This is a genomic window from Exiguobacterium sp. s70, from assembly GCF_018618315.1.
GTDB classification, from domain to species: domain Bacteria; phylum Bacillota; class Bacilli; order Exiguobacteriales; family Exiguobacteriaceae; genus Exiguobacterium; species Exiguobacterium chiriqhucha.
In genome coordinates, this window is the sequence record NZ_JACSLV010000005.1 from 15,741 (window position 1) to 36,179 (window position 20,439).

16 protein-coding genes are annotated in these 20,439 nt (G+C 55.0%); 13 read left to right on the top strand and 3 right to left on the bottom strand.

What is annotated here, in order from left to right; genetic code table 11:
- Positions 1–41: 41 nt before the first annotated feature.
- The 11 genes from KNP84_RS11555 (at position 42) to clpB (ending at position 15,882) form a co-directional block, all read left to right on the top strand.
- Positions 42–1,784, top strand: coding sequence for an adenine deaminase C-terminal domain-containing protein (locus tag KNP84_RS11555; RefSeq protein WP_021065203.1), 1,743 nt, complete (start codon positions 42–44; stop codon positions 1,782–1,784).
- A gap of 67 nt (positions 1,785–1,851) precedes the next feature.
- Positions 1,852–2,157 (top strand): YerC/YecD family TrpR-related protein, encoded by a 306-nt coding sequence (locus tag KNP84_RS11560; RefSeq protein ID WP_215114837.1) that lies wholly within the window; start codon positions 1,852–1,854, stop codon positions 2,155–2,157.
- A 36-nt stretch (positions 2,158–2,193) separates the two neighbouring features.
- The gene (locus KNP84_RS11565; RefSeq protein ID WP_215114838.1) at positions 2,194–3,576 is read left to right on the top strand and encodes a TrkH family potassium uptake protein; all 1,383 of its coding nucleotides are present in this window, start codon (positions 2,194–2,196) and stop codon (positions 3,574–3,576) included.
- A 12-nt stretch (positions 3,577–3,588) separates the two neighbouring features.
- Positions 3,589–3,825, top strand: a complete 237-nt coding sequence (locus KNP84_RS11570) for a hypothetical protein (protein ID WP_021065206.1) — start codon at positions 3,589–3,591, stop codon at positions 3,823–3,825.
- Positions 3,826–3,918: 93 nt separating this feature from the next.
- Entirely contained in the window at positions 3,919–4,596 is a 678-nt protein-coding gene (pcrB, locus tag KNP84_RS11575) for a heptaprenylglyceryl phosphate synthase (RefSeq protein WP_131472920.1), read from the top strand.
- Between the two features lie 38 nt (positions 4,597–4,634).
- Positions 4,635–6,851 (top strand): DNA helicase PcrA, encoded by a 2,217-nt coding sequence (pcrA, locus tag KNP84_RS11580; RefSeq protein WP_021065208.1) that lies wholly within the window; start codon positions 4,635–4,637, stop codon positions 6,849–6,851.
- Positions 6,852–6,860: 9 nt separating this feature from the next.
- Positions 6,861–8,858 carry an NAD-dependent DNA ligase LigA gene (gene ligA / locus KNP84_RS11585; protein ID WP_029596106.1) on the top strand — a complete coding sequence of 666 codons (1,998 nt, stop codon included), beginning with the start codon at positions 6,861–6,863 and terminating at the stop codon, positions 8,856–8,858.
- Between the two features lie 227 nt (positions 8,859–9,085).
- Positions 9,086–10,951, top strand: coding sequence for a DUF7507 domain-containing protein (locus tag KNP84_RS11590; RefSeq protein ID WP_215114839.1), 1,866 nt, complete (start codon positions 9,086–9,088; stop codon positions 10,949–10,951).
- Between the two features lie 141 nt (positions 10,952–11,092).
- Positions 11,093–12,265, top strand: coding sequence for a CamS family sex pheromone protein (locus KNP84_RS11595; RefSeq protein ID WP_058765686.1), 1,173 nt, complete (start codon positions 11,093–11,095; stop codon positions 12,263–12,265).
- Positions 12,266–12,405: 140 nt separating this feature from the next.
- The gene (locus KNP84_RS11600) at positions 12,406–13,272 is read left to right on the top strand and encodes a DnaJ C-terminal domain-containing protein (protein ID WP_021065212.1); all 867 of its coding nucleotides are present in this window, start codon (positions 12,406–12,408) and stop codon (positions 13,270–13,272) included.
- 18 nt (positions 13,273–13,290) lie between these two features.
- Entirely contained in the window at positions 13,291–15,882 is a 2,592-nt protein-coding gene (gene clpB, locus KNP84_RS11605) for an ATP-dependent chaperone ClpB (RefSeq protein ID WP_058765687.1), read from the top strand.
- 38 nt (positions 15,883–15,920) lie between these two features.
- On the opposite strand, the gene KNP84_RS11610 is transcribed toward clpB, so the two are convergent.
- The gene (locus KNP84_RS11610; protein WP_215114840.1) at positions 15,921–16,994 is read right to left on the bottom strand and encodes a TIGR04053 family radical SAM/SPASM domain-containing protein; all 1,074 of its coding nucleotides are present in this window, start codon (positions 16,992–16,994) and stop codon (positions 15,921–15,923) included.
- Positions 16,991–18,355: a protoporphyrinogen oxidase gene (gene hemG / locus KNP84_RS11615; RefSeq protein WP_215114841.1), complete on the bottom strand. Its 1,365-nt coding sequence runs from the start codon at positions 18,353–18,355 to the stop codon at positions 16,991–16,993. The genes KNP84_RS11610 and hemG overlap by 4 nt, the downstream gene beginning before the upstream one ends.
- A 110-nt stretch (positions 18,356–18,465) precedes the next feature.
- On the opposite strand from hemG, the gene KNP84_RS11620 reads away from it, so the two are divergent.
- A complete protein-coding gene (locus KNP84_RS11620) occupies positions 18,466–18,639 on the top strand; it encodes a hypothetical protein (protein WP_021065216.1) in 174 nt (57 codons plus the stop codon).
- A 58-nt stretch (positions 18,640–18,697) separates the two neighbouring features.
- Positions 18,698–19,639, top strand: coding sequence for a glutaminase A (gene glsA, locus KNP84_RS11625; RefSeq protein ID WP_021065217.1), 942 nt, complete (start codon positions 18,698–18,700; stop codon positions 19,637–19,639).
- On the opposite strand, the gene KNP84_RS11630 is transcribed toward glsA, so the two are convergent.
- Complete coding sequence (locus tag KNP84_RS11630) at positions 19,636–20,409, bottom strand: CHAD domain-containing protein (protein WP_021065218.1); 774 nt, start codon at positions 20,407–20,409, stop codon at positions 19,636–19,638. The two genes, glsA and KNP84_RS11630, sit on opposite strands and share 4 nt — an antisense overlap.
- Positions 20,410–20,439: the final 30 nt, after the last annotated feature.

The following is a 20,439-nucleotide window of genomic DNA, read 5'->3' on the forward strand; positions in this document are numbered from 1 at the left end:
CTAATAATAATGGCGAGGCGATTAAGGGAGGATTGGGTTCGATGCCACCAAAACGATCGGCGCGGGCACCGTGGTCTAAAGCGATGATTCGGTCACAATTAGAAGTCGTGAGCCAAGTCAGACCACCTTCGCTCGTATTGACGAATGCCACATACTTAAATATGTACGTGAAGCAGTGGAAACAAGCAAACATATGGATTGAGCATGACCGAATCGTCTATGTCGGGCCAGATGTACCGAAAGCCGCCGTCGAGACGGTGGATATGTCAGGGAAATACATCGTGCCGGGCTATATCGAGCCGCACGCGCATCCATTCCAACTATATAATCCGGCGACGCTGTCGAAGTATGCAGGTGAGCGGGGGACGACAACGCTCGTGAATGACAACATGCTTCTTTTTTTACAAAATAAGGAGCAAGCGTTTGCGCAACTGGAAGCGATGCAACAGCTTCCGACGAGCACGTACTGGTGGGCGCGTCTCGATACGCAGACCGAACTTGACCGTGATAGCGTTCTCGTCGACTCCGAGCGGATTCACGCTTGGTTCAATCACCCGGACGTCATCATGGCCGGAGAATTGACGGCCTGGCCACGGACGTTAAAAGGTGATGACGAGATGCTTCAGTGGATGCTCGATGCGGAGACGTGCGGTCTCCCGGTCGAAGGACACTTCCCAGGGGCTTCGGCGAAGACGTTGACGAAGATGGCGTTGATGGGTGTTCACAGCGACCATGAAGCGATGACGGCCGAAGAAGCGCTCTGCCGGCTCGAACACGGCTATACGACAACACTCCGTCACTCTTCCATTCGTCCTGACCTTCCGGGACTCATCCGTGGTCTGCTCGACGCCGGACTCGAGGCGTTCGATCATGTGATGGTCACGACAGACGGGTCGACGCCAGGATTTTATCAAGACGGGTTACAAGACGCGCTCGTGAAAATCATGATTGAGGCGGGTTTGCCTCCAATTGAAGCATACCGCATCGTCTCGTTGAACGTGGCGCGACACTTCGGGCTCGACCACGTCCTCGGTTCGATTGCGCCGGGACGCATCGCCCATCTCAATATTTTGGATGCGGTTGATGAGCCACGCCCGAGCGCTGTCATTGCCAAAGGGCAATGGATTTATCGGGACGGGACGTCCGAATTTCCGAACGAGCTCGTCGATGCGGCGCTTGCCTTGATGCCGTCGACGAACGTCGACATCGAACTGACGCCGAACGACTTATCGTTCAGCATGCCGGTCGGGCTCGACATGGTCAACTCGGTCATCATGAAGCTGTTCAAAATCACGCACGATACCGGACAAGATGAGCTGCCACGTGACGGGGACGAGTCGTTCCTCATGCTGCTCGATAAAGAAGGGAAATGGCGCCTCAATACGGTGCTGAAAGGATTCGCCAACGACTTCGGAGGCCTCGTCAGTTCGTATTCGATTAGCGGTGACTATTTGATTCTTGGGAAATGCAAACAAGACATGTTGACGGCTTTCGAGCGGATGAAGGAACTTGGCGGCGGCATCGTCCTTGTCGACCGCGGTGAGGTGATCGCGGAAATCCCGCTCCCGCTCTGTGGCATGACGTCGAAGGAGCCGGTCGAACGGTTGATTGTCCAAGAAGAAGGGTTGCGGGCCGAGCTACTCACCCGTGGGTACAAGTTCGAAGACCCGATTTATACGCTCTTGTTCTTGGCGTCGACGCACTTGCCATATGTGCGGGCCACACCGCTCGGGATTTACGAAGTGATGAAGAAACAAATACTATTTCCGGCGATTTTACGATGAACAGTTGAGTCCGAGCCGGTCGTGCTTTAGAATGATAAAGAAGTACGATGAGAGAGGATGCTTGCGGATGCAACTCGATAAATTACGAGGACGAGGGCTCGATCAGCTGTTTGAGGCGATTTTGAAGCTCGATACACTCGAAGATTGTTATCAACTATTTGAAGATTTAGCGACCGTGAACGAAGTACAGGCACTCGCCCAACGGCTTGAAGTAGCCCGTCAAATTCGTGAAGGTAGCACATATCATAAAATTGAAGAAGCGACAGGTGCTTCGACAGCCACCATCTCCCGCGTCAAGCGTTGCTTGAACTACGGGTCTGGCGGTTATGATCTTGCCCTTGAACGTCTAAAACAATCAGAAGGTGACTCGTAAGAGTCATCTTGTTTTTGATGGGAGAGGAGGGGCGAGATGCAAGACAAGTTTATGAAACGAAATTTACAGCTGTTCTTCCGGAATCTGACACCGGTCCAGACACTCGTGTTGATTTACAGCGCGGCGGTTGTGTTAGCTGTCATTCTGCTCGCCTTACCGATTGCGCGACAGCCGGGTGTCACGATCACATTCACCGATCTCGTCTTTTTTGCGGTCAGCTGTGTCAGCGTCACCGGCTTGACGCCAATCGTCGTGACGGATACGTTTTCGACGTTCGGGCTGTTCATCATCCTGTTCATCGTTCAAGTGAGCGGGGTCGGTCTGATCAGTTTGCATGTCATCATGTGGATTTTGCTCGGAAAGCGGATTGGCTTTCGTGAGCGTCAGCTGATTTTACGGGACCAGAACCAGACGTCGATGTCTGGAATCGTGAAGTATATTGCGGAAATTGTCATCACCGTTATCACGATTGAAGCGATTGGGGCAATCATGCTCGGAATCCATTACTTAAATTACTTTGATACGGCCAGAGAGGCGTTCCTGCAAGGGCTGTTCGGTTCGATCAGTGCGACGACGAACGCGGGGTTCGATATCACCGGCAGTTCGCTCGCGCCGTTCCGGGAAGACCCGTTCGTCATCTTTACGCAAATCGCGCTCATGACCGGTGGCGCCATCGGGTTCCCGGTCCTCGTCGAGATTCGCACCTATTTGACGAACCGGATTATACGGAAACGTGAGAATTTCCCGCGCCGCTTCTCGTTGTTCACGAAATTGACGGTATCCACGTTCTTCGGATTGATCGCGGTCGGGACCGTCGGCTTGTTTCTATTTGAATACAATAACGCGTTCAAAGGTTTACCGCTCTGGCTCGCGCTCTCGGATTCCTTGTTCCAGTCCGTGACGACGCGAAACGGGGGCTTGACGACGGTAGACGTCAACCTGTTCTCGGAAGGCAGTATGTTATTGTTATCGATTCTGATGTTCATCGGGGCGTCCCCGTCCTCGGTCGGCGGGGGGATTCGGACGACGACGTTCGCCGTCGCCGTACTCGGGGTCGTCGCGTTCATTCGCGGGGACTCGTCCATCAAAATTTTCGGGCGCGAGATTGTGCTCGAGGATATTTGGAAAGCGTTCGTCATCATCACGGTGTCACTCGCTGTCCTGCTCACGGGGGTCATGGTGCTCACCTTCTTTGAAGACGCATCGCTTACCCGCATCTTGTTCGAGGCGTGTTCGGCGTTCGGAACGACCGGCTTGTCGGTCGGTCTGTCGGCAGAGTTCAGTAACGTCGGAAAATGGGTACTCACGATTTTAATGTTCATCGGTCGAATCGGTGTCATCGCCTTCATCTTGATTTTGCAGCGGAGACAGCCGAAACGGATGTACAACTATCCGAAAGAATCAATCATCTTAGGCTAAGGAGCTCAGATCATGAAGGCTTTTTGGATCAACTTTGGTTACGTGTTCGCCGTCCCGGTCTTACCGTTCATCGCGGTCGTGAACGGAACAGCGCTCTGCTCGCCAGATTCACCGTTACTCGAGATTCCAGTGCTCGGCTTCTTTTTGGCCAATCCGCTCTGGTTCATCCCGGTTTACGGACTGTTCGCACTCGTCGTCGCCAAATGGATGACGGCCCGCGAACAAAAGACGCACGCCAGACGTGCTTGAGACTTGCCTCGGCAAGTCTTTTTTTGTTCAACAGATGCAAGCGACGGGAAAAATCGCTACACTAGAGAAGGTATCGAATGGGGGGGAAGCCGAATGGATTTTCAATCGTGGCGCCACGTCTTTAAACTTGATCCGAATAAACCGCTCGATGATTCGGCGCTCGCAGCGCTCATCCGTTCGGGCACGGACGCTTTCCTCATCGGTGGGACGGACGGGGTCGACGCGGAAAACACGTTCGCGCTCTATACTCGTCTCGAAGGATGCGGCATCCCGCTCGCGCTCGAGATGAGCCATCCCGAGCAAGTGATTCGAGGCTTCGACCACTATTTCATTCCGACCGTCTTGAACGCGGGCACCGTGGACTGGGTCATCGGTCATCAAACGAGAGCGTTCGAACGATACGGACACTTGTTTCATGCGGATGTGACCGGACAAGGGTATATCGTTTTGAATCCAGATGCGAAAGTGGCCCACGTGACCGAGGCGAAGACCGATTTGTCCATCGAGACAGCCATCGCCTATGCGGAAGCGGGACATCGCTTGTTCCACCTGCCTTCCTTGTATGTGGAGTATAGCGGCACGTTCGGATCGGTCGAGCTCGTCCAAGAAGTGCGGCTGGCCGTGCCGGATGCCCATCTGTTTTATGGGGGCGGTATCACCGGATACGAGTCGGCCCGGGTGATGGCTGAACACGTGAATACGATCGTCGTCGGCAATGTGATTTATGACAATTTCGAAGGAGCGCTTGCGACTGTCGCGGCACTCCGATAAAATAAGAACAAATGTTTGGATAGGGAAAGGAAACGATTATGTATAACTTGAGTGAAGAATTAGTCAAAGGCATGAACCCTCCGCAAGCGGAGGCGGTCAAATATACGGACGGCCCGTTGCTCATCATGGCCGGGGCAGGGTCTGGGAAAACACGTGTCTTGACGCATCGCGTCGCCTACTTGATGGCGTCGAAACAAATCGCGCCGTGGAACATTCTCGCCATTACGTTCACGAACAAAGCGGCTCGCGAGATGAAAGACCGGATCGCCCGCCTCGTCGGTGGCGTCGCGGACGATATTTGGATTTCGACGTTCCACTCGATGTGTGTTCGGATTTTACGGCGTGATATCGATCGCATCCGTTATGACCGGAACTTCTCGATTCTCGACTCGTCCGATCAGTTGACGGCCATCAAGCAAGTGCTTAAAGAGTTGAACCTTGACCCGAAAAAATATGAGCCGCGGACGCTCCTCGGTATGATCTCGAACCATAAGAACGAGCTACGCACGCCGCAAGACGCGGCCGCACTCGTCGGCAACAATCCGTACGAGAAAGTCATCTCGGACGTCTACACGGCGTATGAGAAGAAATTGAAGCAAAACAACGTGCTCGACTTTGACGACTTGATCATGAAGGCGATTCAGTTGTTCCAAGAAGCGCCGGACGTGCTCGCGTTTTATCAGAAGAAGTTCCAATACATCCACGTCGACGAGTATCAAGATACGAACCGGGCCCAATACACGCTCGTCAAGTTGCTCGCGCAGGCGCATGAGAACTTGTGTGTCGTCGGTGACTCGGATCAGTCGATTTATCGCTGGCGCGGTGCCGATATCGCCAACATCTTGACGTTCGAGAAGGATTATCCGAGCGCGCACGTCATCTTGCTCGAACAAAACTATCGGTCGACGAAGCGGATTTTGGAAGCGGCGAACGGTGTCATTCAAAACAACTCGGGTCGAAAAGACAAGCAGCTCTGGACCGAGAACGTCGAAGGCGAGAAACTCCTCTTGCATGTCGCCTCGGATGACCGGGATGAAGCGTTCTTCATCATCAATCAGATGAAGGAGCTCCGCCAAGAAGGCATCGATTACGGCGAGATGGCCGTCCTGTACCGGACGAACGCCCAATCGCGTGGACTCGAGGAAATGCTCCTCAAGTCGAACATCCCGTATAAGATGGTCGGCGGGACGAAGTTCTATGAACGAAAAGAAATCAAGGATATCTTGGCGTATTTGCGCTTAATCGCCAACCCAGACGAGGACATCTCATTCGTCCGTGTCGTCAACGAACCGAAGCGCGGCATCGGCGCCGCGACGGTCGATAAGCTCGGCGACTTCGCCGGGATGCAAGGCGTGTCGCTCATGGAAGCGATTCGTGACATCGAACTGTCGGGCATTGCGCCGCGCACAGCGACGAAGCTCGCCGAGTTCCGTCAATTGATGGTCGATTTGCGTCAAATGGCCGACTACTTGTCCATCTCGGAATTGATTGAAGAAGTGTTGAAGAAGTCAGGCTACGAAGAGATGCTCAAAATCGAGAAGACGCTCGAAGCCGAGAGCCGCCTTGAGAACTTGCAAGAGTTCCTCTCGGTCGCCCAAAACTTTGAGAAAGAGAGTGACGAGCAGACACTCGTCGCCTTCTTGACCGATTTGACGCTCGTCTCGGACCTCGACACGCTCGAAGAAGTCGACGAGTTGCATCAAGTCACACTCATGACGCTACACTCGGCCAAGGGACTTGAGTTCCCGGTCGTCTTCTTGATTGGGATGGAAGAAGGGTTGTTCCCGCACAGCCGTGCCTTGAACGACCCAGAAGAGATGGAAGAAGAACGCCGTCTCGCATACGTCGGCATCACGCGGGCCGAGAAGCGTCTCTATTTGACACGGGCCCAGTCCCGCATGTTGTACGGGCGTTTCCAAAACAACCCGGAGTCGCGCTTCTTGCACGAGTTGCCAGAGACACTCTTGGAGCGATCGGGCAAAGCGAAGAAGCCGATGCCATGGAATCCAGTCGAGTCGCCGGGGAAACTTCCCGTGAACGGCTTCAGCTCGAAACCGAAACCAAAACTTGCCCAGTCGTCCGGCGCCGAATCAATCGGTTGGAACGTTGGGGATAAGGCCAATCATAAGAAATGGGGACAAGGCACGGTCGTTCAGACGCGTGGCGAAGGCGATCAGCTCGAGCTCGATATCGCTTTCCCGGCCGTCGGCATCAAGCGCCTGCTCGCCAAGTTTGCCCCGATCGAAAAAGCGTGAGGTGATCATATGGAGATGGCAGAACGCGTTGAAGCGATTCGTCAAAAGTTAAATCAATACGGGTATGAATATTATGTACTCGACCGACCGAGTGTCCCGGATGCGGAATACGACCGTCTCATGAACGAATTGATTGAAATCGAGACGGACTATCCGGAACTCCGGAGTCCGGATTCACCGACGCAACGTGTCGGCGGCGTCCCGCTCGATGCGTTCGTCAAAGTGACACATGACACGCCGATGCTGTCGCTCGGGAACGTCTTCTCTAAAGAAGAACTCGTCGAATGGGTCGAACGGATTGAGAAAGATCTCGGCTACAGTCCGCTGTTCGTCGCCGAGCTCAAGTTTGATGGGCTCGCCGTGTCGCTGAAATACGAAGACGGTCGGCTCGTCCGTGGCGCGACGCGCGGGGACGGGACGACTGGGGAAGACATCACGCAAAACTTGAAGACGATCCGCTCGATTCCGCTCCGGTTGAACGAGGACGTCACGTTCGAGGTACGCGGTGAGGCGTACATGCCGAAACGGTCGTTCGAACATTTGAACGACGAGCGGGAACGCCTCGGCGAACCACTATTCGCCAACCCGCGCAATGCGGCGGCAGGTTCGCTCCGGCAGCTCGACTCGAAAATCGCGGCGTCGCGGAATTTGGCGTTCTTCGCCTACGGGCTCGTCTCGACGGACGACCTCGTCGCCTCGCATGACGAGTCGCTCGCGTATTTGCGCCGTCTCGGCATCGCCGTCAGCCAAGAATACACGACGTGTCATACGGCCGATGAGTTATGGGACTATATTGAAACGTATGTGACGAAGCGGTCGGAGTTGCCGTACGAGATTGACGGCATCGTCATCAAAGTCGCAGCTTACGAAGAGCAAGAACAGCTCGGCTTCACGGCGAAGAGTCCGCGTTGGGCCGTCGCGTATAAGTTCCCGGCCGAGGAAGTCGTGACGACGATTGAAGACGTCGACTTTAGTGTCGGGCGGACCGGGAAAGTCACGCCGCGTGCGCGGTTTGCACCGGTCTCGGTCGCAGGGTCGACCGTGACGTATGCGACGCTCCATAACGAGGACTTCATTGTAGAGAAGGACCTTCACATCGGAGACCGTGTCGTCATCAAGAAAGCGGGGGACGTGATCCCGGCCGTCGTCTCGGCGCTCGTCAGTGAGCGGACCGGGGAGGAGACGGAAATCGTCTTCCCGACGCATTGTCCAGCTTGTGAATCTGAACTCGTCCGGTTAGAGGGCGAGGCGGACCACCGCTGCGTCAATCCGGAATGCCCGGCCCAACTGCTCGAAGGGCTGATTCATTTCGTATCGCGCCCGGCGATGAATATCGATGGGCTCGGTGAGAAAGTGATTACGCAACTCCATGCGTCTGACCTTGTCCATAACGTGGCCGACCTATATCGTCTCGACCGGGATGCGCTGCTCGCGCTAGACCGGATGGGCGAAACGTCGGTGACGAACTTGCTCGCGGCGATTGAGCAGTCGAAACAGAACTCGCTCGAGCGTGTCTTGTTCGCGCTCGGTATCCGCCTCGTCGGACAAAAAGCGGCCGCGTTGATTGCGGAACGGTTCGAGACGATGGAGGCGGTCATGGAGGCATCGATCGACGAGTTGACGTCAATCGATGGTATCGGTACGAAGATGGCTGAATCGATCGTCTTATACTTTGAGAAGCCGGAAGCTCGTGACCTCGTCCGTGACCTCGGCGCGGCAGGTGTCAACCTGACGTTCAAAGGTACGAAACGACCGGTCGCTGACGCTGATGCGCCGCTCGCCGGGAAGACAGTCGTTTTGACCGGGAAACTGCATGAGATGACGCGTGGCGAGGCCGGTAAGCAACTTGAACTACTCGGTGCGAGCGTCACAGGCAGCGTCAGCAAGAACACCGACCTCCTCGTCGCCGGCGAGAAGGCAGGGTCGAAATTGACGAAAGCCGAATCACTTGGCATCGAAGTGTGGGATGAGGCAGCGTTGCTCGCCTTCTTAGCCGACCCATCTTGAACGAGGTCCTCCTGAAGGAGGGCCTTTTTTTCATTGACCTGATTTTCAAACGTTTCCGTTTTCGAGCAGATTCGTTCCCTCATGGGACGGGTAATGATTAGTATCTACAAATACTTTTCGACACCAAGACCTTACACCACGACTCGCGCACACTCATCCTCCATCCCTCTCCCGTGCCGGAGCGTGTCATCGCAGACGTTCGTCACACCTTAGAGGAGGGGACCATCATGCAACGCACCAACCGACGTTTCATCGCACTCATCACATTCGTCCTCGTATTGATCAGCATGTGGGCACCGAATGGAAGTTACGCGAACGCGACAATGACACCTACGCCAATTTATGCACAAATTGATTTGAGCCCTGAAGAAATCGAAGCGTACGATGACGCGAGTTTGATTTACGCGGACGTCACGTATTACGGGGCACGTGAGACGTCAACGATTTGGCGGTTCATGATTGACGCGACTGAGGTCGACGTGACGACAATCGATCAAGTCACCTTGTATGACAGTGCCGGTGTTCCTTATTCATTTCCGGGCGCCGTCTATGCGTTTCAGATGGAGGAGCTTGCAGGCGAGTCGATCGAACCGGGTGGTGACGGGACGGAGACGATTCCGGACGTCGACATACCGGTCGAGCCCCCGCTCGTTGAACCGGAGCCCTCACCAGAGGAACCTGTCACAGAAGAAGTGGCCGCACCTTCCGCTAGTCCAGCAGTTGCCATCGATCAATTGGTGCTTGGTGCCGATGGGCCGATTGAACGTGTGTTAGGCGGAGATTTGGTGACGTATCGGCTCGTTATCGATGTGACGGGCGCTCCGATTGAGAACTTATCTGTGACCGACATGGTGCCCGAAGCGTTGACCGTCGTCGCGGATTCGGTCGAAGTGCTCGGTCCGGAAGGCTCGGTCGCTCCAACGACCGTGAGCGGACCGCCTGCCTTTGATTGGACGTTCCCGACGATACCGGTCGGAACGACGACGATTCAGTTCGATACGTTCGCACCAGACGTGACGAGTGAGACCGTTGTGACGAATACGTTCTGTATCGGTGTTGAAGACGAGACCGTTCCGGCAACTTGTACGGAGGCGAATGTCACGGTCGTACCGAACGAGACGATTGGCCTTGAGGTCGGGAAAGAGGCAAACATCGACCAAGCCGTCGTCGGTGGGATGATTCCATATACGTTCGTTATCGAGAACACAGGCGAGACGGCGCTCACGATTACATCCATCGAAGATGAGTTCTTTAGCGGCGACATCGACGGCAAGACGGTCGACACGTTCAATGCAAACGTCCGCGAGCGCTTATTGGCACTCGTCGGCGATGATGGGCTTCTCGCTGGGGAACGAGTCGAGGCGACCGTCAACTTATTGATTCCAACCGATTACGATCGGACGAGCGCTCCTGAAATCGGGAACGTGTTCCGCGTCGCTGCGACCGATGCTTACGGTCGAGTCATCGATGCCGAGAGCCAACAAATCGTCTTATTGAATCAAGCTGACTTCACCGTCACGAAGACGGCGCGTCCCGAAACGGTGCATCCAGGTGAGGCGATTCGCTATACGTATACAATCACGAACACGTCGAACGTCACCTTGTACTTCGTCGACGTCATCGACGAATGGACGAGCGGGGCGTTGACGACCAAAGAACAGCGCGAGACGACCGAGACGCTCCGAGACGGCATGCGTGCTCTGGCCGAAGTCGAGAACGGATTAATCCCCGGCGAAGAGGTCGTACTCGAGGTGGAGAAAGTACTCTTGCCATCTTATGATGTGCGGGCCGGCGCAGTGCTCACGAACCGGACGACGTTCACGTTCGAAGTCAATCGTGAGGCGCGCGTGTCGCGGACGGTCGAGGCGACCGTGCACGTGAAGCAAAACCTTCCAAAACCGGGCAACGATAACCGTGATGACCAAGATGAATCGGTTTATGTGCCGGAACCAACGACTCCGGTGACGCCAGACCAAGCGACCCTTCCGATGACCGGCACGACAAAAACGTGGGGAACGGTACTCGGACTCGTCTTGATCGTGCTCGGTCTCTTGTTCTTGACGCATCGACGTCGCCCATCTCCGAAAGCATGACGTGGACACCCTTCAACTCGAGTTGAAGGGTGTTTTGCTGTGAATTGGCACTGATTCCGCTTCGACACTTTTTTCAACGGATGATTTTGTTATAATGGACGAAGTGTAACGAAACGAATCATTAAAGGAGTTCAGACATAGATGAAATGGAAACAGATGCTCATCCCAGCTCTCGCCGCGACGGTTTTTCTCGGCGGATGCTCTATGAAAATCCCGATGGGGGAAGAAGAAGTCACACCGACAGGCGAAGAGACGGCAGCCGAAGGGGTCACTCAAGCGATTCAAGCGCGTGATTCATATTACCAGATGGTCATTCCGTTTAAACCAGCTGCGGCCCGAGGACTGGCGCAACGTCAAGTCAGCTCATCGCTCGAGCTCGAAGAAGTGGAGCTCGGCCTCATGCGCCATTCGACCGGCGCGTTCGATCCGGAGAAGTACGCCTATCAAGAAGGACAGCTATTGACGAGTGAAGATGTATCGCGTCTGCTTGGCCGTAAAGACAAAACGTCAGAAGGTCTCGTTCCGCTCAACCCGGCGTATGCGAACGGCACGGCCGAAGTGGCCGAGGAGCAGTTCGTCGAAGAGAACAAAAAGTCGCCACTCTATTTGGCATCGCTCGTCGAACAAAACTATATGACGAAAACGGATAGTGGGTATCAACTCGGCGGTGTGTCGTTCGCCTTGATTTTGAATCAAGAGTACGTGTTCCAGGCGCCGAACTTCGGTCCGACCTATACGGAAAAGTTGGACGAGAAGAAAGTCATCGCTGAAGGAGAACGCATGGCGAATGAACTCGTCGCCCAGTTGCGGAAACGTGAGGACTTTAAAGACCTCGATATCAACGTCGCGTTGTATATGAAAGCCCCGCAAGGTTCACCGACACCAGGGAACTATATCAAATCGGCATTCGTCGGCTCAGCCAATGAAGTGGCGGCGAACGACTGGACCGCCATCGATGAGACCTATTATTACTTCCCGTCCGTCACGGCGACGACCGAAGTGCGCGACGATGCCCAAAAGTTCTCCCTCTTCAGTGACCGGATTGCCGATGTGTTCCCGGATTTCAGCGGAATGATTGGAAAAGGCTTCTATCAAAACGGAGAGTTGTCACGAATCGAAATCGACATCCCCATCCAGTTTTATAGCCGGGCCGAGCTCGTCGGGTTCACCCAGCACGTCGTCGGTCTGCTCGAGAACCGGTGGGAGTACAACCGGAACGTACCGGTCCGCATCAACGTCACCTCACTCGGTGGCCAACAAGAAGTGACCATCGTGTTCGAAGAAGGCATGGACAGTCCGAGAGTATATTTCTAATCGTAAGAAGGCATCGTGATGAAACGAATGCCTTCTTTTTTTCGTATGCTAAGTAACGAGGAAATTCTTTGACCTTCTTTGACCAAATCGGTAGAATAGACTTAACAGAATCGGGAAAGAAATAGGTGAGGTGAAACGAGATGGCAAAAAACTATTATGACGTCCTTGGCGTGCCGAAAGAGGCGTCCGACCAAGACATTAAGCGAGCATATCGAAAACTGGCAAAACAATACCATCCGGATGTGAACAAAGACTCGGGCGCGCAGGACAAGTTCAAAGCAATCCAAGAAGCGTTCGATGTGCTGAGCGATCCCGATAAGAAAGCGAACTATGACCGCTATGGCAGTCCAGAAGGACCGACGTTCGGCGGAGGGACTTACAGCGGCGACGGATATGGGGAAGGATCGGCCCAGTTCGAAGACTTGTTCCGCCAGTTTGGCGGCGGGTCACGGACGACGTCGCGGACGTTCGGGTTCGAGGACATGTTTGGTAGCTTCTTTAATCAAGCGGTCGAAGAAGACCTCGATGAGACGGTCCGTGTCAACGTCCCACTCAGTCAATTGACGTCTGATTCCAAAGTGAGTCTGCGTCTCCAGACGGGAACGGTCAACGTGAAAATCCCGCAAGGCGCCCACGAAGGGCAAAAGTTACGGCTCAAAGGCAAAAGCAGCAAGGTCGGACAAGCGGGTGACCGCGGCGACGTGTACGTTGAGCTGCATTTCACGGATGATGATACGTACCGTCGAGAAGGAGCGAACGTCATTACCGTCAAACGGTTGCGCCCGCTCGCTTTCCTCGACGGCACAGAAGTCGTCGTGGCGACATTAGATGGTGGCCGGGTCAAACTGAAAGTGAAACCGGGGTCACGCCCGGGTCAACGGATGCGCATCCCAGGGCGCGGGTTCATGACCGCCTCGAAAGTCCGGTCGGATCTCTTCGTCCAACTCGAAGTCGACTTGCCGCTAGACGCCGGCCACCGATCTGTTTACGAACAACTCGAACGTTGAGCCTAAGGAGGAAGCAGAATGGATTTCAATCGATTTACCGATAAAGCACATGAAGGCATCGTCAGTTCGCAGGCACTTGCGAAACAGTACCACCATAGCGAGATGAACGAATGGCACGTCTTGGCATCGATGATTTCACAAACGGACGGCATCGCGCCGCTCCTACTGCAAAAAATGGAGCTGAGCGTCGCCGAGATTGAGGCCGAGGTCGCGATGGCACTCAAGAACGCACCGAAGCTTCAAACGCCGACGACGCCGATGATTTCGGCCTCGCTGTTGAACGTGTTGACGACGGCGGAGCGGGAAGCGACCGGTATGAGTGACGAGTACGTCTCGGTCGAGCACGTCCTGCTCGGCATCATTATGAATAAGAGCCAAGCGCAAAGCATGCTCGAGCGCAAAGGTGTGACCGAAGAGAAACTACGCGAGGCGCTCGTCGCCGTCCGCGGAAATCGGCGCATCACGTCGAAGTCGCCGGAAGCGACGTATGACGTCTTGACGAAGTATGGCCGCGACTTGATTCAAGAAGTGAAGACCGGCAAAATCGATCCCGTCATCGGGCGTGATAGCGAGATTCGGCGCGTCATCCGCATCTTGAGCCGGAAGACGAAAAACAATCCGGTCTTAATCGGAGAACCGGGTGTCGGGAAGACGGCGATCGTCGAAGGGCTCGCCCAACGCATCGTTCGCGGTGACGTTCCGGAAAGCTTGAAAGATAAGACGATTTTCAGCCTCGATATGAGTTCGCTCGTCGCCGGGGCCAAATATCGCGGTGAGTTCGAAGAGCGGCTCCAAGCTGTCTTGAACGAAGTGAAAGAAGCGGAAGGGAAAATCATCCTCTTCATTGACGAACTGCATACGATTGTCGGGGCCGGCAAGTCCGAAGGGGCGATGGATGCCGGGAACATGCTCAAACCGATGCTCGCCCGCGGCGAACTCCACTGCATCGGCGCGACGACACTCGATGAGTATCGCCAATATATCGAGAAGGACCCGGCACTTGAGCGCCGTTTCCAACAAGTGCTCGTCGACGAACCGGACGTCGAAGACACGGTGTCGATTTTGCGCGGTTTGAAAGAACGCTTCGAGATTCACCACGGTGTCCGCATTCATGACAACGCGCTCGTCGCAGCGGCCGTCTTATCGAACCGCTACATCACCGACCGGTTCATGCCGGACAAGGCGATTGATCTCGTCGATGAGTCGTGTGCGATGATTCGGACGGAGATGGAATCGATGCCGGCCGAACTCGATGAACTCGTACGCCGCGTCATGCAACTCGAGATTGAGGAGGCGGCCTTGAAGAAAGAAAGTGATGACGCCTCGAAGAAACGACTCGATGCGCTGCAACAAGAACTCGCCTCGATTCGCGAACAGTCGGACGCGCTCCGACTCCGTTGGGAGAACGAGAAAGAGTCGACGCATCGCGTGCAACACATCCGTGGCGACCTGGAAAAAGTGAAGCTCGAACTGCAAGAAGCTGAGAGCCGCTACGATTTGAACCGGGCCTCCGAGCTCAAATATGGCCGTATCCCGGAACTCGAGCGTGAACTCGCGGAAGCGGAACGGCTCGCCGGTTCGGTGACACGTGAACTCGTCCGCGAAGAAGTGACCGAGGAAGAGATCGCCGAGGTCGTCTCGAAATGGACGGGGATCCCCGTGACGAAATTGACCGAAGGAGAGCGAGACAAGTTGCTCAACCTCGAGACGGTGCTCCATCAACGTGTCTTCGGACAAGACGATGCGATTCGCCTCGTCAGTGATGCCGTCATTCGGGCTCGAGCCGGCATTAAAGATCCGAACCGTCCGATCGGCTCGTTTTTGTTCCTCGGACCGACGGGTGTCGGGAAGACCGAACTCGGGAAAGCGCTCGCCGAGGCGATGTTCGACTCGGAAGACCATATCGTACGTCTCGACATGAGCGAGTATATGGAGAAACACGCCGTGTCGCGTCTCGTCGGGGCTCCTCCAGGTTATATCGGCTATGAAGAGGGCGGTCAGTTGACGGAAGCAGTCCGCCGCAACCCGTACTCGGTGCTCCTGCTCGATGAGGTCGAGAAAGCGCACGCCGATGTGTTCAACATCTTGCTGCAACTGCTCGATGATGGTCGCTTGACCGATTCGCACGGACGTGTCGTCGACTTCAAAAACACAATCGTCATCATGACATCGAACATCGGGGCCGACATCTTGCTCGAAGCGGCGAAAGATGGTGTCATCGATGAGGCGGAAGAACGCCAAGTCATCGAGCGGCTCCGCCGCCACTTCCGTCCCGAGTTTTTGAACCGGGTCGATGAGACGATTTTGTTCCATCCGCTCACGCGGGCTCAAATCGGCCAAATCGTCGAGAAAGCGGTCGCGCGCATGGGTAGTCGCTTGACGGCGCGCTCGATTCAAATCGAGATCACGGATGCTGCGAAAGTGTTCATCGCCGACGAGGCGTATGAGCCACAGTTCGGGGCCCGTCCGATCAACCGGTACGTACAACGGACGATTGAGACGAAACTTGCCCGTAGCATTCTCGCCGGAGATATCGAGGACGGCCAGACGGTCGTCATCGATGTCGAGAACGACGAGTTGACGCTTCGTCCCGCGACGGTGACGCATTAAACATTGAAAGAGCGCTGGCTGATGCCGGCGCTCTTTGTTTATGAGATAGGTGTAGGTTGATAGATGCAGTACGGTTCTTCGGCCTTATAGTCGCCGGTGACGGCATAAGCGCGAGCCCGCGAGCCGCCGCATACGTAACGATACTCGCAGTAGCCGCATTTTCCGTGGTGGGTATCGGGATCGCGTAGTGATTTAAAAACCGGGTGGTGCCGGTAAATCTCGGCGAGCGGTGTTTGTTTCACGTTGCCGCACGTAATCGGTAAGAAACCGGACGGCTGCACGTCGCCCGTATGCGAGATGAACACGAAACCGTTCCCGTCATTCGTGCCGCGGGGTGCCTTGGCGAGATCGTCATGCGGATGGCCGATTAGCGACAATCCAACTTGTTTTCGTTTCAAGTTCTCTTGCCGGGCGATGCGCCGATAAAACTGGGCTTCGGTCGTCGAGATGATGAATGGGACGTGTTCTTGCAAAGCGAACGCCCAGCGGAGTACTTTTTCATGCCGTTCTGGGGAGATGGGCTGCAGGAGCGACCCGCGGCCGGTCGGCACGAGGAAGAACAGCGTCCACACCGACACACCGAGTTCACCGACGAGTTTGGCGATGTCCGGGAGTTGATCGACGTTATATTCCGTGACCGTCGTATTGATTTGGAATGACATGCCTTCTTCCCGGAAATAAGAGATGCCGCGCAACGTCCGTTCGAAACTGCCGCGGGTACCCCGGAAATAGTCGTGTGACTTGGCGTCCGGACCGTCGAGCGAGAACGCCCAACGCGTCAATCCGGCATCTTTCGCCCGTTTGACGGCGTCATGGGTCACGCGTGGCGTTGCCGATGGGGTCATCGATACGCGCATTCCGAGCGAGGCGGCGTATTCCGTCAACTCGAACAAGTCTTCGCGCATGAGCGGGTCGCCACCTGTGAAGACAAGAATCGGGTTGTCCATCGCATGAATGTCGCGGATGAGCGCCTTACCTTGGGCGGTGTCGAGTTCACCCGGATAACGATGGAACTGAGCCTCGGCCCGGCAATGGACGCATGACAGTGCACAGGCGCGTGTCACTTCCCAAATGACGATGAACGGATTCTCGTTGTAGTCGATTCGTTTCATACGGACACCACCTGTCTTGCCATGATGCGGGTGACGGCTTGTTTGGCCGAGTCGACGCAGTCGGGGAGACCGACGCCGTGTAAAATCGCCCCACAAGCTTCGACGCCGTCGAGGGAGGACAATGTTTCCTCGAACGCGCGCACGTATTGTTTATGGCCGACCTCATACTGCGGCATCGTGTCGACGTGACGCTCGACTCTCGTGAAGATCGCGTTACCGACGTGTTGAATTTTCCGAAGCTCACGGAGCGCGAAGTCGGCAATCGTTTCGTCGGATTCCGTCAACAGGTCGGGAACGAACGCGGAGCCGATGTAGACGCGTAACAGCGCCTTGTTTTCGGGTGCCATATGCGGCCATTTCTTATGCATCCAGCTACAAGCGGTCAAGGCGTTGCCTTCGCCTTTGGCGATGACGTAACCCGTCCCGTCGAGTGCCTCGACGTCTGCTTTCTCGAACGCTGCGAGCACGGTGATGGAAGACGTGCGTTTCAATGACGACAACCGTTCCGCTTCCGGGAGACCGAGGAGCGGGCCGAGCGCGTTCGGCGAGGTGGCTAACACGATGCCGTCAAACGACTCGACCGTTCCGTCCTCGAGCACCACTTCATGGGGCCGGACTGCCGCGACCCGTGTCCCGAGACAGAGGCGATCAATCGATGGACGGAGCGCCTCGATCAAGACACCAAGCCCTTGACCGAGCGATAAAAATTTACCGGCCTCGCGCGGTTTGACACCGGCTTGGACAGGAGGTGTCAATGCTTTCATACCGAGAATCAGGCTGCGTGTTTTTTGTTCAATCGTGATAAACTGAGGGAAAGTAGACTCGATGCTCATATCGTCGAGCGTACCATTGTAAATCCCAGACAGGAGCGGTTCGATCATCGCCTCGACGACTTCCGACCCGAGCCGGGCCCGAAAGAACGTATCGAGCGAGATATCTGATCCCGCATAGACGCGGGGCAACACGAGGTCCATACCGGCCCGAAACTTGCCGCGCCACGTGAACAGATCCGTCTTGACCATCGGCCAGAACTTGGTCGGGATGCCCATAACCGAACCTGCGGGCATCTGTCGCAGTCGGTTCCGGACGTAAATGTACGAGGTCCCGGTCATCGACCGGACGAGATCGTCGTCAAGCCCAAGTTCGGTGATCAGCTCGGTCAATGTCGGCTTACGGGCCATATATCCGTCCGGCCCGCATTCTAAGACGAAGCCGTCTCGATAAACGGTCTTGATTTTTCCGCCAATCCGGTCACTTGCTTCATACAATGTGACATGCGCTCCCGCCTGTTTCGCATAATACGCGGCGGCCATGCCGGTAATCCCTCCACCGATGATTGCAATCTTGTTCAATCCATTCACCCATTTCTATGTAGTATTCCTACTAACGGTACCGAGAATGTTGACGTAGACATAGGATAAGTCTCACACGGTTCTAGACAAATTCGTCACGATTGGAAGGAGGACCACTTATGGTTTGGTTCGGGATAACGGCGGCGGTCGTCGTGGTCGGTATTATCGCGTTCATCGTCTCGATGAATCGGCATGGTGAGAAGCTCGAAGGTGACGAGGACAGCCCATCGGTCATATGGGCCGACGAGGAATGGTATAAGCCGGATAAGGAAGACGGTCCACTTGATGGTTAACCGTCTTCAAATATGTTAAGATGACCCGGGTAAAAACTATCGGACATGGGGTGATTGGATGAACGTATTGGAACAGCAGTTGGCGCATTTGGTCGACGAGTGTCGTCCGTACACAGCACAAGGAAAAGTCGCCGACTATATTCCGGAGCTCGCGCATGTACAAGATGATTTGCTCGGCGTGGCGATTTGCCTACCTGATGGTTCTTATATTCATGCGGGGGACGTCCATCATAAGTTCACGATTCAAAGCGTGTCAAAGGCGTTGACGCTCTGTTACGTCTTGATGGAGTTCGGGGAAGATTACGTGTTCTCGAAAGTCGGCATGGAACCGACGGGGGATGCGTTCAACTCGATTGCCAAACTTGAAGAGACGGTGCCATCGAAACCGCTCAATCCGATGATTAACGCCGGGGCGCTCGCGGTCACGAGCATGATTTTAGGGGACACGGCGGAGCTGAAAATCTATCAGTTCCGTCAATTTTTGGCGACGTTGCTCGATGTCCCGGTCGAGGAAGTCACGTATAACGAAAAAGTCGCTCGCTCGGAATACGAGACGACCGACTTGAACCGGGCCTTGCTCTATTTCATGCGCCATCACGGAATCGTCGAGGGCGATGTCGATGAGATTATCGATGTGTATACGAAACAGTGTGCCATCGAAATCGATTGTTTTGACTTGGCTCGCATCGGCCGGATTCTATCCGGTAACGGCGAAGACCCGGTCACAGGCGAGGAATTGATTCCGCGTCGCGTCGTCCGTATCGTCAAAGCCATCATGACGACGTGCGGCATGTACGACGCATCGGGTGAATTTGCCGTCCGTGTCGGCCTGCCTGGAAAGAGCGGGGTGTCGGGTGCGATTCTCGCGACCGGCAAACACGAGCTCGGATTGAGTGATGTCGGCTTTGGTATTTTTGGGCCTGCCCTTGATTCAAAAGGGAACTCGATTGCCGGGATGAAGTTGCTTGAACTGCTCGTCGAACGCTACACGTCGCGCTAAAGCTTGATGGCGTCGACCGATTCGTCGAGTCGGGTGTGCAGCTTCTGGACGACTTCTTTATAGTCGTCGGTCAAGGCGGCGGGCGGCGTGAAATCGGTCCAGCGCAACAACAGCTGATGCCGGTCATTCATATCACCAAGTTCGGTCTGGAGCCGCTTCAGTTTTTGAACTTGGTCTTTTGAGGCGCTCGGCTCATAGTTCAATAAGTACTCATTCAAATAGCGCTCCCGCTTCACGGCGAGCCGGACTTTGTGGAGGGTATCGAGCCGGTCGTTCCGTTTCGTCGCTGCGTGATGGGTCGCGATGCGCCGCTTGCGGTCGGCTTTGGCTTTATCGAGAAACACCGCCGCGTCTTGTTTGCGAAAGGCGCGGAACAGCTGCCCGCCAATGAAGCGACGGACTTGCTGGTCAAGCGAAGGCGTCATTTTTTCGGTCACACGCGCTTTCAACAGCGTGCGGTCCTTGGCCCGTTGTGTTTCGACATGCTCAACAAAAGCTTGATCGAGCTCGGTCTCGACGGCGAGCCCTTCAAGCAGGACGTCTCCGTCACGCACCGCACCGAGCGCCTCCATCAACTGTTTCAATTGACGATACGTCGAAGGCTTCGTGTCATACAGTTGCATGAACGTCAATAGCTTGCGTAGATGGACCCGGGCTTGGTGGATATCTTCACTGTTTTGAAACGTGAGCGCCTCGGTCATATAATGATTGAACGTGTTCCACGTCTCTAACAGCTCATATTTTAATTTTTCCGCATTCCGTTGATTCATTCTAATTTTTCCTTTCTGAAATGAGATGAG

Excerpts from the sequence above, each read along its gene's own strand:
- KNP84_RS11555 (WP_021065203.1), top strand. The coding sequence starts at position 42 with ATGCCACCAAAACGATCGGCGCGGGCACCGTGGTCTAAAGCGATGATT.
- KNP84_RS11560 (WP_215114837.1), top strand. The coding sequence starts at position 1,852 with ATGCAACTCGATAAATTACGAGGACGAGGGCTCGATCAGCTGTTTGAG.
- KNP84_RS11565 (WP_215114838.1), top strand. The coding sequence starts at position 2,194 with ATGCAAGACAAGTTTATGAAACGAAATTTACAGCTGTTCTTCCGGAAT.
- KNP84_RS11570 (WP_021065206.1), top strand. The coding sequence starts at position 3,589 with ATGAAGGCTTTTTGGATCAACTTTGGTTACGTGTTCGCCGTCCCGGTC.
- pcrB (WP_131472920.1), top strand. The coding sequence starts at position 3,919 with ATGGATTTTCAATCGTGGCGCCACGTCTTTAAACTTGATCCGAATAAA.
- pcrA (WP_021065208.1), top strand. The coding sequence starts at position 4,635 with ATGTATAACTTGAGTGAAGAATTAGTCAAAGGCATGAACCCTCCGCAA.
- ligA (WP_029596106.1), top strand. The coding sequence starts at position 6,861 with ATGGAGATGGCAGAACGCGTTGAAGCGATTCGTCAAAAGTTAAATCAA.
- KNP84_RS11590 (WP_215114839.1), top strand. The coding sequence starts at position 9,086 with ATGCAACGCACCAACCGACGTTTCATCGCACTCATCACATTCGTCCTC.
- KNP84_RS11595 (WP_058765686.1), top strand. The coding sequence starts at position 11,093 with ATGAAATGGAAACAGATGCTCATCCCAGCTCTCGCCGCGACGGTTTTT.
- KNP84_RS11600 (WP_021065212.1), top strand. The coding sequence starts at position 12,406 with ATGGCAAAAAACTATTATGACGTCCTTGGCGTGCCGAAAGAGGCGTCC.
- clpB (WP_058765687.1), top strand. The coding sequence starts at position 13,291 with ATGGATTTCAATCGATTTACCGATAAAGCACATGAAGGCATCGTCAGT.
- KNP84_RS11610 (WP_215114840.1), bottom strand. The coding sequence starts at position 16,994 with ATGAAACGAATCGACTACAACGAGAATCCGTTCATCGTCATTTGGGAA.
- KNP84_RS11620 (WP_021065216.1), top strand. The coding sequence starts at position 18,466 with ATGGTTTGGTTCGGGATAACGGCGGCGGTCGTCGTGGTCGGTATTATC.
- glsA (WP_021065217.1), top strand. The coding sequence starts at position 18,698 with ATGAACGTATTGGAACAGCAGTTGGCGCATTTGGTCGACGAGTGTCGT.
- KNP84_RS11630 (WP_021065218.1), bottom strand. The coding sequence starts at position 20,409 with ATGAATCAACGGAATGCGGAAAAATTAAAATATGAGCTGTTAGAGACG.